Source organism: Pseudoalteromonas sp. M8 (assembly GCF_018141365.1).
GTDB lineage: Bacteria > Pseudomonadota > Gammaproteobacteria > Enterobacterales > Alteromonadaceae > Pseudoalteromonas.
The window spans coordinates 769,909-783,445 of sequence record NZ_CP047240.1 but is presented as its reverse complement, the minus strand read 5'-3'; the positions used below and the strand labels follow the sequence as shown (position 1 = coordinate 783,445).

9 protein-coding genes and 1 tRNA gene are annotated in these 13,537 nt (G+C 43.7%); 4 read left to right on the top strand and 6 right to left on the bottom strand.

Annotation, left to right across the window (positions count from 1 at the left end):
* Positions 1-109: 109 nt before the first annotated feature.
* From GSF13_RS08575 to GSF13_RS08565, 3 genes are all read right to left on the bottom strand, one after another.
* On the bottom strand, positions 110-1,786 hold the full coding sequence (locus GSF13_RS08575) for a HAMP domain-containing sensor histidine kinase (protein WP_249122755.1): 1,677 nt from the start codon (positions 1,784-1,786) through the stop codon (positions 110-112).
* Positions 1,787-1,830: 44 nt separating this feature from the next.
* Positions 1,831-3,222: a diguanylate cyclase gene (locus GSF13_RS08570; RefSeq protein WP_211867886.1), complete on the bottom strand. Its 1,392-nt coding sequence runs from the start codon at positions 3,220-3,222 to the stop codon at positions 1,831-1,833.
* A 476-nt stretch (positions 3,223-3,698) separates the two neighbouring features.
* Positions 3,699-3,783 (bottom strand) — tRNA-Leu (locus GSF13_RS08565).
* Between the two features lie 317 nt (positions 3,784-4,100).
* On the opposite strand from GSF13_RS08565, the gene GSF13_RS08560 reads away from it, so the two are divergent.
* Positions 4,101-4,598: an RDD family protein gene (locus GSF13_RS08560; protein ID WP_102056163.1), complete on the top strand. Its 498-nt coding sequence runs from the start codon at positions 4,101-4,103 to the stop codon at positions 4,596-4,598.
* Between the two features lie 93 nt (positions 4,599-4,691).
* On the opposite strand, the gene lptG is transcribed toward GSF13_RS08560, so the two are convergent.
* The gene (gene lptG, locus GSF13_RS08555) at positions 4,692-5,759 is read right to left on the bottom strand and encodes an LPS export ABC transporter permease LptG (protein ID WP_102056162.1); all 1,068 of its coding nucleotides are present in this window, start codon (positions 5,757-5,759) and stop codon (positions 4,692-4,694) included.
* On the bottom strand, positions 5,756-6,868 hold the full coding sequence (gene lptF / locus GSF13_RS08550; RefSeq protein WP_102056161.1) for an LPS export ABC transporter permease LptF: 1,113 nt from the start codon (positions 6,866-6,868) through the stop codon (positions 5,756-5,758). Before lptF ends, lptG begins: the two co-directional genes overlap by 4 nt.
* A 196-nt stretch (positions 6,869-7,064) precedes the next feature.
* Here lptF and pepA point away from each other — a divergent pair, with 196 nt between their 5' ends.
* From pepA to GSF13_RS08535, 3 genes are all read left to right on the top strand, one after another.
* Positions 7,065-8,576 carry a leucyl aminopeptidase gene (gene pepA, locus GSF13_RS08545; RefSeq protein WP_211867884.1) on the top strand — a complete coding sequence of 504 codons (1,512 nt, stop codon included), beginning with the start codon at positions 7,065-7,067 and terminating at the stop codon, positions 8,574-8,576.
* 529 nt (positions 8,577-9,105) lie between these two features.
* A complete protein-coding gene (locus GSF13_RS08540) occupies positions 9,106-9,552 on the top strand; it encodes a DNA polymerase III subunit chi (RefSeq protein WP_010377414.1) in 447 nt (148 codons plus the stop codon).
* Between the two features lie 20 nt (positions 9,553-9,572).
* Positions 9,573-12,422: a valine--tRNA ligase gene (locus GSF13_RS08535; RefSeq protein ID WP_206471399.1), complete on the top strand. Its 2,850-nt coding sequence runs from the start codon at positions 9,573-9,575 to the stop codon at positions 12,420-12,422.
* A gap of 85 nt (positions 12,423-12,507) precedes the next feature.
* On the opposite strand, the gene rpoS is transcribed toward GSF13_RS08535, so the two are convergent.
* A complete protein-coding gene (rpoS, locus tag GSF13_RS08530; protein ID WP_010605635.1) occupies positions 12,508-13,488 on the bottom strand; it encodes an RNA polymerase sigma factor RpoS in 981 nt (326 codons plus the stop codon).
* Between the last annotated feature and the right edge of the window lie 49 nt (positions 13,489-13,537).

The following is a 13,537-nucleotide window of genomic DNA, read 5'->3' as shown; positions in this document are numbered from 1 at the left end:
TTAAACTCTGTTCCAGTTAAAATAATATGCAAGCAGGCACCGCCATGCGCAGGGCTTTGCATTTTGATTTCGCCCTTCAACTTCTGTGTTACTAAGTTATATACAATACTCAAGCCAAGTCCTGTCCCCCCGAAAAACGCTTTGAAGTAACGAAAGGCTCAAATATAGCAGGCAATAGCTCTTTATCTATACCGGCACCATCATCTTTAAAATAAAAATGGATATAGTCATTAATTAACACGGTAGATACCACAATATTGAGCTTTTGCCCGTCAATCTTGGCGTGCTTGATGCAGTTGTTAATACTGTACCCAACAACTTGGCTAAACACCGACGGATAGCTTATTAAAGTTAAGTTTTCGGGGATTTCGAGTTCAATGGCATAGTCTTCTTGGTTTAATTCTGATTGGTAGCAATCAAAGACATTTTTAACTAAATGCTTAAGGTTGAACGTACTCTTTTCTTCAAACTCTCGATTCACTGCCACTAGCTTAAAATCATCTACTAACGAGGCTGTACGGTGGAGGTTGTTTTCTAATAAATATAGCGCGGCTTCTGCCTCAGTAATTAGTGTCGTCAAGGTTTGCCGCTGTAACTTCCCAAGTTCAAGTTGCGATTTTAGTGTCGCGACTTGCTCTTTTAAATGCGATTGACTGGTAATAGCAACACCAAGCGGCGTATTAAGCTCATGAGCAAAGCCACTCACCATATTTCCTAAGCTCGCCATTTTGGCTTCTTCAATCAAACGTTGCTGCGCTGCGCTTAGGCGCGCAAGCAAGGTTTCAATAAATGCTAATAGGTCATCGAGTTGATGAGCAATTTGTGCAATCTCATCGTTACCGTCAATATTCACCCTTAAGCTAAAGTCTTCAAGCTTAGCAACTTTTACGAGTACTTTATTAATAGCCAGTATATGCCGTGTGACTTTGCTATTTTGATAATTCAGTAAGATAAGCACAGCAATATTCATCAGTACAATTAAAATGAGGCCATATAAAATGATACTTTCTTTACGTTCTTGCGTAACGGCTTGGGTACGGATTGATACCAGTTCAAACTGGCTTCTTAATTTTTGCTTCTCGGTGAATAGCTCCGCGCGTACGCCTTCACCATCGTGCAAACCTAGCTTTCGCAAAATAGCAACATAGCTTGCAAAACCCGCTTCATAACGTTTAAGCAAGTTGCTTATCTCTTCACTAAGCGCACTGTCTTTGATTAGTTGCTCAGCATGCATGACAAGTTGCTCATGCTGCTGTAAATAACTTAAGTCAGCTCTTAACAAAAAGTCTTTTTCTCGACGCCTTAATTCCAATATGGCAATTTCCAACTGAGGCATAGCCTTACCAGAAATTCGCTCCTGCAAAGCATGGGCGCTACGTCTGAACTCACCATAAATACCTGCATTTTCGTCATAGCCGAGTTGCTCATGCAAACGGATAAGTTCGTCTAGTTTACTAAAGTAGGTTTTTGACAGTTCATCGAGTTGTAATAGCAAAGGCAGCAAGGCCTCTTCATTGGCCATAGAATTAAGCAAGCTACTAAAGCTATCCTGATAGCTGTACTTTAATTGCGGGATGGCAGAAACATCATCTTTTTGTGCTCGAACAAGAATATGCTCTTCTTGATCTATGGTTCGTTGTAGAGCGGTTTGCAGCTGAGTAAGTTGTGCGGTAAGGCGGGCACTACGACTCACTTCGTAATACAAAAACCAGCTGACAAAAATGATCACAATCGCAGAAGTCAACGCGGCAATTTTGAAAAATAGAACTGACTGCTTTAGCTGCACGGCACATTCTCACTTAATTGATACTCTGTAAGCTTAGTATAGTTCTATTGGGTTTCCTGATTTGTTTCCAAAACCTCACTTTCTTTTTGTTGTCGATGCGACAGGTTTTTATCGTAATACATGTTGTGATCAGCGCGAGCCATGAGTTCCGAAACACTATCTTGATTTGCTGAAGGAAAAGCATAACCAACGCTCACCGTCGTTTGAATAGTGTGTCTATCAACTTGTAGCGGTTGCTTTTCAACCTGCTCCTTAATATTTTTTATAATTGAGTTAACCAAAGCGTCCTCTGAAACTCTGTGCAAAATAATAACAAACTCGTCCCCCCCCAATCGCGCGATAAAATCATACACACGCACTGAGTTCATCAAAATTGACGAGACATGGAGTAACAGCTTATCTCCCACTTCATGACCAAACTTATCGTTTACTTGTTTAAAATTATTTAGATCGAGGTTAAGCAGCACAAATGACGGTTGCTCTGAACGACCAAGTAACGTATTGAGCTGTCTAATCGCATAGCGACGGTTGGGCAACTTAGTTAAATCATCTTGCAACGAGGCGGTATGTGCTAAGTGATATGCTCGATAGAGTACTAATAACGAGAGAAACAATATTGAGGCAACAGCAGTAACCAAAATCTGTGCTTGTTGTCTTGCTTTTGCATAAGTGCTCTCGTCAATTTGATAATCAGCCACAAGCTGCCATTCACCAGATGGTAAATTGATTGGGATGACTAAATCTGGTGTTTCAAACAAGGTAGCAGAGCCATAAAAGACATCTCCCTGTTCACCGAGTCCATCTCGACCTCGAATCGCTAAAGTGGCACTGTCCAATTCGTTAATGCCACTGTATTCAAGCAGCTTCTGATAATCTAGAACCACACTAATCGCGCCCCAGTAGTTTTCATTCCTCGGATAATCTGAAAACACAGGAAACCTCGCTATCAAGGCTTCTCCGCCTTGCACTAGTTGTAATGGACCGGCGATAAATACCTTTTGAGAGGTTCTTGCAATTTCAACAGTGCGAAATTGTTCAGGGTTAGTGCGAAAATCGAAACCGATAGCCGCTCGGTTCCCTTCAACTGGATAGACATGACTAATGATATTATTTGGTGCGAGACCGACATGGCGAATCAGCGTCGACTTTTCAACGGCTTTAGCAACCACATGAGACCAATGCTCAATTGCAAAGTTAGGATCGATTGTAACAAAGGTCGCTAAACTCTCAGCCAGATAAGTATCCATAAATATGGCGTTTTCAATTTTAGCGCGGACAAGTGAAATGTTAGACCTTACCGTTTCGGTTCTTTCGCTTACTTCCTGAACCACAATAGAGTGAGAAATAAGCTTTACCGCGTAGAAAGTCAAACTCCAGAACACGATGGTAAACAACGATAACAGCACTATGGTTTGCTTTTCTACAGTTACCTTCATCGCCTCTCTTGCCCAGTAAAATTTAGCTGCTTAAATCTACAATAAACCAATTTAATTACAAAAGCATAGGCAATTTACCGAAAACCGCCAGTTTTGTGGGGAAGTAACTGTCTGTTTAGAAAAATGGGTTGAATCGTGGAGACAGCTTGATTTGTAGCGGCGAATAGCACCGGTGATGTGGCGCTTAAATTAATTCGTCGAGATAAGACCAATTCGTTCGTCGAGATAAATCTCGACGTACAATTCGAGGCATAAAAAAAACCAACCAATTGGTTAGGGTTATAAAAAGTGGTACCAGTGGGCGGGCTCTTAACCTGTATTAGCGCCACCCGCGTGGCGTCCAAGTCCAGTTTCGCAAGAACGGTCTGTAGAGATAAACCAATCCATTGAGATAAAGCCAATTTAGTCGAGATAAATCTCGACCTACAATTCGAGGCATAAAAAAACCCTTGCTAAAAAGCAAGGGTTATAAAAAGTGGTACCAGTGGGCGGACTTGAACCGCCACGCCCGAAGGCAACGGATTTTGAATCCGTCATGTCTACCAATTCCATCACACTGGCATAATTTTTCTTTCATCTTCTAAAACAAGAGAAAATAAAGAAAAACCACTTTGAGCTCAGGCTTTTTTTATTTGCCTTCGTCTCTATGCTTTGCATTATACAAAGGCGATTAAGAACGGCAAGTAATTTTTTTGCAATAAGGCGTTAACTGCTTGTTATTTGCACACAATCAGTTAAATATTGCTCTAAATTCAACTTTATTCATGTCAAAGCTATAAAGACAAGGCATTACTAATCCATTAGTTAACGTAATTCAGTAAACGTTTTATCGGTTTATGTGTAAAATACCCCGCAACCTTGTAATTATGAGAGTTGTTATGTCACATTTTGCTCCAGCGAATTTCAGCCGTCGCTTGGCTTCACTTATATACGACAGCTTAGTGGTCGTCGCGTTCGCAATGCTGACTACCGTGTTATTTTTACTAACTATCAATGCCTTAATTTCATTTAACGTGCTCACGCTTGGTAATCATGAAGACGTATCGGCGCTGATCCAAGCGGATCCCATTTTATATACACTTAGAGCCACTTTATTAGTGTTGGTTTCAGTGCTGTTTTTTGCCTATTTTTGGACTAAGAGCGGTCAAACTATCGGCATGCGCGCATGGCGCCTAAAAGTGCAAAACCCCGACGGAGCGCTGTTAACTTGGCCAAAAGCAATCGCTCGTAGCCTATGCGCACTACTTGGGCTGGGTAATCTGATAGTGTTGTTAGACTTTAAAAAGAAAAGATCGCTCCAGGATATGCTGTGTGGCACTGAAGTGGTAGTACTCAGCAAAGAGGAAAATAAAAAGGTTTATAACAGCTTAGATTAATCTAAGTTTCAAATAGCAGCCTATTCCATTAGCCATGTCCATAAAAAATATAGGCCTCAACATGAGGCCTATTTCTTTATTTAATTCAAAACGTTAATTTTGTTTCTTCAGCAGATGGATAGCCAATCCAATAAATAACAAGCTTGGCATTAACGCGCCAACCACCGGTGGAACTTGATATACCATCACAATAGGGCCAAAAATTTCATTACTCAGGTGGAAGGCTAAGCCTGTTACCACGCCCATAATAATCCGCGCGCCCATACTCACCGTCCTCAGTGGCCCGAAGATAAATGACAAAGCCACTAGTAGCATAACCCCAATCGTCAGCGGCTGCATCACCTTACGCCACAGCGCGAGTTCATAGCTACTTGAATCTTGCTCATTTTGCTTTAGATAAGCGAGAAATGACCATAACCCCGTAAAAGACAAAGCATCAGGCTCTACCGACACGACACCCAATCTGTCTTCGCTTAATTCAGACTCGTAGAGCATTGATTTTGAATAATGCGTTGTAATTTGCTGTTGATCGATATGTACTTCTTCCACGTCTTGCAATTGCCAGCCGTTAGACATACTTTGCGCCGACTGAGCACGTACTATTTTTGCCAGTGTTAGTGAATCATCGAAATAATAAATCGCGATATCTTTAAGCTTACCGTTTTTTTCAACATTACCAATGTTAATAAAATTGCCGCCATCTTTCGCCCAAACACCACGCTGAGCGCTATAGACTTCACCGCCATAAATTGCTTCGTTTTTTAACCGTTTTGCGGTTTGCTCCGCTTTTGGTGCGCCCCACTCCCCAAGCGCCATCATCAGTAGTGCAAGCACCACTGCCGTTTTCATCACCGACATAATAATTTGAAAACGCGACCACCCAGCCGCTTGCATCACAATTAGTTCACTGCTTGAGGCAAGTGCACCAAGCCCAATCAGGCCACCTATCAGCGCAGCCATCGGGAAAAATACCACGATATCGCTTGGCATGCTGTAAATGGTATAGAGCATGGCACCGAGTAAATCATAGCTGCCACGACCAACCGAGCGCAGTTGCTCAATAAACTTAATAAGCGTATTGATCCCAACAAAAACTAATAGCGCGAAACCTGTGGTTTGTAAGATGCTACGCCCTAAATACCAATCTAGCGTCTTCATCATACCGTCGTCTCCCGTTTCATAAATACCGAGCGAACCCACACACCAAAAGGTCTTCCTTTCGCAATTAAATAAACGCCAATAAAGAGCACACTTAAGTGGATCCACCAGAGACCGACTGAGGCTGGTACTTTTTCTTCAGCTAACAAAAACTTGCCTGCATTGAGTAAAATGAAATAACCCAAATACAGGGTAATTGCTGGCACGAGCTTAGCGAATTTGCCTTGTCTTGGGTTAACCACACTCAGAGGCACAGCCAATAGAGTGAGTAACAAAATGGAAATAGGCACCGACAATCGCAACTGAAATTGCGCTTTTGCTTCTGGCGTATCCATTTCAAGTAACTGTAAGCTTGGAATAGCCTCTAATTTACGGCGCTGGTGTTCAATTTCTTGTTCTTTAATTTGCACTTGATAAGTACCAAATTCAGTGCGATTAAGTGCTTGGCTGAAGCCATCAGTCTCGTAACGCTTACCTTCATGAAGGAGTAGTTGCTGCTCACCACTATCAAGCTCAATCACTTCACCTTTTTGCGCATACACTAGACGAGCGGCTTGATTTGAGTCCTTCTCGGGCAATTGCGCGACAAACACTTTGTCTAATTCACGGCCTTGTTCGCTAATGCCGTGAACAAATACCACCGCTTTTTCATTGCCCGTTTGCTGAAACCTACCGGCTCTGAGAGTAGAAAGCCCCGACTCCGCATCGGCTTGCTCTCTTAATTGGTACTCTTTTTCGCTCGCCCAAGGTGCAATATACATACTCACACAAGCGGCCAGTAATGCAAAAAACACACTAGAGACTAAAGTCACCCTAACCACATACCACTCACTGACCCCGCAAGCGCGCAGTACCGTCATTTCACTGTCGGCGTAGATGCGACTATAGGCTAAAATGATCCCTAGAAAGAGACTAAGCGGTAAAATATATCCGGCCAACTGTGGCAGTTTCAACGCAAGCATAGCAAGTACTAACTTACCCGGTATACTCCCTTCAGACGCTGAGCTCAGAATGAGTACAAACTTTTGTGACAAAAATATTGTCATTAAGGTGAGAAAAACCGCAACCTGAGATTTTAGTACTTCACCCGTTAAATAGCGGAAAATAAGCAATGTTCGTCCCTATAAAACGTCTTGTTTCACTGGAATAGTGGGAAAAATTGAGTAAACTGATTATTTTAGTCACTTTATTATATGTCAATGCGCCGGAATATCCTACCTAAGGTTAAAGCATATTCATGACTTTAATGTAGGAAAGTGTGCTGGCATAAAAAGTTCAAAATGACATGACAAAGACTCAGGAGTCGCAATGGAATTCAGCGTTAAAAGTGGTAGTCCAGAGAAACAGCGTAGCGCATGTATTGTTGTAGGTGTATACGAGCCACGCCGTCTCTCACCAATTGGTGAACAGCTGGATAAAATAAGCGAAGGCTATATCTCAAATTTACTTAGACGTGGTGATCTTGAAGGCAAACCAGGACAAGTTCTACTTCTTCATCATGTACCAAATGTACTCAGCGAACGCGTTTTGTTGGTGGGTTGTGGTAAGGAAAGAGAGCTCGACGATAAACAATACAAACAAATCATCTCTAAGACCATCAATACGTTAAATGAAACTGGCTCAATGGAAGCGGTATGTTTTCTGACCGAGCAACATGTTAAGGGCCGTGATACTTACTGGAAAGTTCGCCAAGCGGTCGAAACCACGCAAGATTGCCTGTATACCTTTAATCAACTAAAAAGCAAAAAGAGTGAGGCTAGACGCCCGCTACGTAAAATCGTCTTTAACGTACCAACGCGTCGTGAATTAACAATCGGTGAAAGCGCGATTGAGCACGGTCTTGCTATCGCAGCAGGTAGTAAGCTGTGTAAAGACGTTGCTAATATGCCGCCAAACATCTGCAACCCTCGTTATTTGGGCGAGCAAGCACAACAGTTGGTTGAAGACTTTGATAACGTTACCGTTAACCTTGTTGGCGAACAAGAAATGGAAGAGCTGGGTATGCACTCATACCTAGCGGTTGGCCGTGGCAGTCGCAACGAATCAGTGATGTCAGTTATCCACTATAACGGTGGTGACGAAGGCCAAGCACCAATCGTGTTTGTGGGTAAAGGCTTAACATTTGACTCAGGTGGTATTTCTATCAAACCTAGCGAAGCGATGGATGAAATGAAATACGACATGGGCGGAGCCGCGGGCGTGCTTGGCTTAATGCGAGCTGTCGTACAAATGCAACTGCCACTTAACGTGATTGGCGTTTTAGCTGGCTGCGAAAATATGCCTGGAGGCGATGCTTACCGTCCGGGCGATATTTTAACCACTATGTCGGGCCAAACCGTTGAAGTACTCAATACAGATGCCGAAGGCCGCTTAGTACTGTGCGATGCACTAACTTACGTTGAAGCATTCGAGCCTGAAACCGTTGTTGATGTTGCGACTTTAACGGGGGCATGTATTGTTGCGCTTGGTAGCCATGCAACAGGTTTATTATCGAACCATAACCCGCTTGCCCATGATTTGCTAAAAGCGTCAGAGCAAAGCGGCGACAGAGCGTGGCAACTACCGCTTTGGGATGATTATCAAGAACAACTTGAGAGCCCATTTGCAGACTTTACGAACTTAGGTGGTCGCGCAGCTGGCACAATTACAGCCGCGTGTTTCTTGTCTAAATTTACTAAAAAGTACAACTGGGCGCATTTAGACATCGCAGGTACAGCATGGCGCAGCGGCAAGAACAAAGGCGCTACAGGTCGTCCTGTGCCTATGCTGATGCAATACTTACTTAACCGCGCCAATATCACGGACGCGCAGCAAGACTAATAGTCTAGTCGCGATACTTAACAAGCATAAGTCGCGACATAAAGTCGCTGCTACAAAAGGCTAATCCAAACCGTAGCAGCGGGTTTATCCCGCGACACGTAGCAGCGGGGTTACCCCGCGACATGTAGCATCGGATTTATCCCGTGCCATGTAGCAGCGGGTTTATCCCGCGACATGTAGCAGCGGGTTTACCCCGCGACATGTAGCAGCGGGTTTACCCCGCGACATGTAGCAGCGGGTTTATCCCGCGTCTGCTCACGGCTACCAAGCGATTAAACCTCTCAAGCACTTCTCACCACTTGCCATATTTTATTCTTCTTCGCCTGGTTCTTGATTGATGGTGGTGCCTTTATATGGCAGAATACAGGCTTATTTATGTGCATTTAAGTGGCGCTATAATTAGTTTTAAACTAAGCCGCGCATACTGATTTTCTTCGTCTACGCTATCACGGTAAACAAGATTACAGATATTGAGCAGCTGTGGAGCCTGTGGCAAACCTCAGTACTCCTCGCAATTGGTATTATTATCATGACTATCAAAGCGCGCTTTTACGTGTTAAAACAAAACGATGAGCCGGGGATTAGCGTTCCGGCTCATTTTGATCTGGCAGCACAAACTGCGGCGAGCTTATATCAAGCTGGACACCGTATCTTTGTTAACGTCGATAATACTGACGACGCTCATTTATTCGATGAGCACCTTTGGTGTTTTGACGCAGACAGGTTTGTGCCCCACAACTTACAAGGCGAAGGCCCCAAAGGCGGCGCACCAGTGGAAATTGGCACTATGCCTCCTGCTGCTCGTCGCCCCGTGCTGATTAATCTGGCTCGGGTCGTCCCTGACTTTATTCGTCGCTTTGAACAGGTGATAGATTTTGTGCCTGTTGAAGCCAGCGCTAAGCAAGCCGCACGAGAACGCTTTAAGCAACTTCGTGCACTTGGCGCAACAATTTCCACTGAAGACATTGAGAAATAGCATTTTTAGGGTTCTGTGTAATGGATAAAACCTACAATCCACAAGATATTGAACAGTCTTTGTATCAAGACTGGGAGTCAAATGGCTACTTTAAGCCATCAGGCAATGGTGACGCATATTCGATTATGATCCCACCGCCGAATGTCACAGGTAGTCTACACATGGGCCACGCGTTCCAAGACACTATCATGGACACTTTGATCCGCTATCAGCGCATGAAAGGCAAAAACACACTATGGCAAGTGGGTACCGACCACGCAGGTATCGCCACTCAGATGGTAGTTGAGCGTAAGCTTGCAGCTGAAGAAGGTAAATCACGCCATGATTTAGGCCGTGACGAATTCATCAATAAAATCTGGGAATGGAAAGAGCAATCAGGTGGCACAATCACCAAACAGTTACGTCGTTTAGGCGCGTCTGTAGATTGGGATAGAGAACGTTTTACGATGGATGACGGCTTGTCTGAAGCAGTAAAAGAAGTATTCGTTCGCCTATATCAAGATGACTTAATTTACCGTGGTAAGCGTCTAGTTAACTGGGATCCTAAATTACACACTGCAATTTCTGATTTAGAAGTTGAGAATAAAGACAAGCAGGGCCATATGTGGAATTTGCGCTATCCACTTGCGGATGACGTAACCACTAAAGATGGTAAAGACTACATTATCGTAGCAACCACTCGTCCAGAAACCATGCTTGGTGATACTGGCGTTGCAGTCAACCCGGATGATGAACGTTACCAAGACTTAATTGGTAAAGAAATTCTACTTCCTATCGTCAACCGTCGCATTCCTATCGTTGCCGATGAACATGCAGATATGGAAAAAGGCACGGGCTGCGTAAAAATCACGCCGGCACACGACTTCAACGATAACGAAGTTGGTAAGCGCCATGAGCTGCCAATGATCAACGTGTTCAACAAAGACGCGGCAGTTCTGAATACGGGTGAGTGCTTTACTTTTGATGGTAAGCCACTTGAAGCGATGGATGCACCAATTCCAGAGCGTTTCCACGGCCTTGACCGTTTCGATGCGCGTAAGCAAATCGTTGATGAGTTTGAGCAGCTTGGTCTACTTGAGAAAATCGACGATCACAGTCTAACCGTTCCTTACGGCGACCGCTCTGGCGTAGTAATCGAGCCACTACTTACCGATCAGTGGTATGTTCGCGTTGCTCCTCTTGCTGAGCCTGCGGTAAAAGCGGTAGAAGATGGCGATATTCAATTTGTACCTAAGCAATACGAGAACATGTACTTCTCTTGGATGCGTGATGTTCAAGACTGGTGTATTTCCCGTCAACTTTGGTGGGGCCACAGGATCCCGGCATGGTATGACAGCGAAGGTAATGTATATGTTGGTCGTGACGAAGCAGAAGTTCGTCAAAACCATAACCTTGATGCAAATGTGGCGCTGACCCAAGATGAAGACGTGCTAGACACTTGGTTCTCTTCTGCACTGTGGACTTTCTCAACGTTAGGTTGGCCTGAAAACACAGAAGATCTAAAGGTATTCCACCCTTCAGATACCCTAGTTACTGGTTTCGATATTATCTTCTTCTGGGTAGCTCGCATGATCATGATGACCATGCATTTCATCAAAGATGAAGATGGTAAACCTCAAGTTCCATTTAAGACCGTTTATGTGACTGGCCTTATTCGCGACGAAAATGGCGATAAGATGTCTAAGTCAAAAGGTAACGTGTTAGATCCACTAGACATGATTGACGGTATCGATCTTGAGAGCCTAGTGACAAAACGTACTGGCAACATGATGCAGCCACAGCTTGCGGCAAAAATCGAGAAGAATACGCGCAAAACATTTGTCGATGGTATTGAAGCACACGGTACTGATGCATTGCGTTTCACTCTTGCAGCAATGGCATCAACGGGACGTGATATCAACTGGGATATGAACCGTCTTGAAGGGTACCGTAACTTCTGTAACAAGCTGTGGAATGCTAGCCGTTATGTATTGATGAACACAGAAGAACAAGACTGTGGCTTCAACGATAACGAAAAAGTGTATTCTCTAGCGGATCGTTGGATTTTAGGCCAATTCCAAAATACAGTTAAGGTGTTCTCTGAGCACTTAGATAACTATCGTTTTGACCTTGCGGCAAATACCATTTATGAGTTCACATGGAACCAATTCTGTGACTGGTATCTAGAGCTAACTAAGCCAATTCTATTTAAAGGCAATGAAGCGCAGCAACGTGGTACACGTCATACGCTTATCACCGTATTGGAAGGCTTACTTCGTTTGATGCACCCACTAATGCCTTATATCACAGAGACAATTTGGCAACGTGTAGCACCAATCGCAGGTGTCGAAGCGAAGACAATTATGCTTGAAGCGTTCCCAGTATTCGACGAAAGCAAAGTTGATGCGCAAGCGATGGCAGACCTTGAGTGGGTGAAGCAGTTTATTATTGCTATCCGTAACATTCGTGGTGAAATGGACATCAGTCCAAGCAAGCCGCTAAACGTGTTACTTACTGGTGCAAGCGAAGATGACAAACGTCGTCTAGAAGAAAACCAAGCTTTCTTAAGTGCTCTGGCAAAACTGGAAACGGTAGATTTGCTTGCAAGCAAAGACGAAGCACCAGCTTGTGCGACTGCGTTTATCGGCGACCTTGAAATCATGATCCCAATGGCAGGTCTGATTGATGTAGAAGCTGAACTTGCACGTATTGCCAAACAGCTTGAAAAAGCAGAAAAAGGTCTTGAGCAGGTCGAAAAGAAACTCGCAAACGAAAAGTTTGTAAGTAATGCGCCTGAAGCGGTACTTGCTAAAGAGAAAGCAAAATTAGCTGAGTTTAGCGATGCAAAAACGAAGCTACTTGAACAAAAAGCAAAGATAGAAAGCTTGTAATCGCTTTCTATCTTGGTTGGTTTTATACCACTGCAAAAATTAAAAAAGCCGCATATTGCGGCTTTTTCATTAACTGATTAAAGTATTACTGTTGCTCGAATAGGCTGTCGGTACTTAACCCTTCGTGTTGTAAAATATCCTTCAAGCGTCTCAATGCCTCAACTTGAATTTGCCTTACACGCTCTCTCGTTAGCCCGATTTCGCGGCCAACATCTTCAAGCGTAGACGGCTCATAACCGAGCAGACCAAAGCGTCTCGCTAGCACTTCTCGCTGTTTTGGATTTAACTCTCCAAGCCAATCAACAATGTGCTTATTAATATCGTTGCTCTGCACTTCGGTTTCTGGACCACCGCCCTTTTCATCCGCGATTATATCGAGCAGTGCTTTGTCATTTTCACCACCAATAGGCGTATCAACCGAAGTGATCTTTTCGTTCAGACGCAGCATCTTGCTGACCTCTTCGACAGGTTTGTCGAGACATTCAGCGATTTCTTCTGCGGTAGGTTCATGATCCAACTTTTGCGTCAATTCACGTGCTGTACGTAGGTAAACGTTGAGCTCTTTGACAACATGAATTGGCAAACGAATGGTACGAGTTTGGTTCATGATAGCGCGTTCGATGGTTTGACGGATCCACCAAGTTGCATAAGTAGAAAATCTAAATCCACGTTCCGGATCAAACTTTTCTACAGCTCTTATCAGACCTAAGTTACCTTCTTCAATGAGGTCAAGTAATGCCAAACCACGGTTGTTATAACGACGAGCGATTTTAACCACTAATCTCAAGTTACTCTCTATCATCCGTTTACGTGAGGCTTCACATCCCTTTAACGCTTTACGCGCAAAGTAAACTTCTTCTTCTGCACTGAGCAGTGGGGAAAATCCAATTTCACCTAAATAGAGTTGAGTGGCATCTAAGTTTTTAACCACTTCTTCTTTGGCAAAAACTTCTTCGTCGTCTTCGAGGTCTTCAAGTAATTCGTCTTTCGGTTCGTCAATATTATCATCTTCGAGCTTGTCTAACTCAGGAGTAGATTTTGTAGGTAATTTTGCAGTGTGAGCCATAAGTATTCTCCCCAAGCGAATAAAAGTAAGGGTACTCGAACCAATCGAT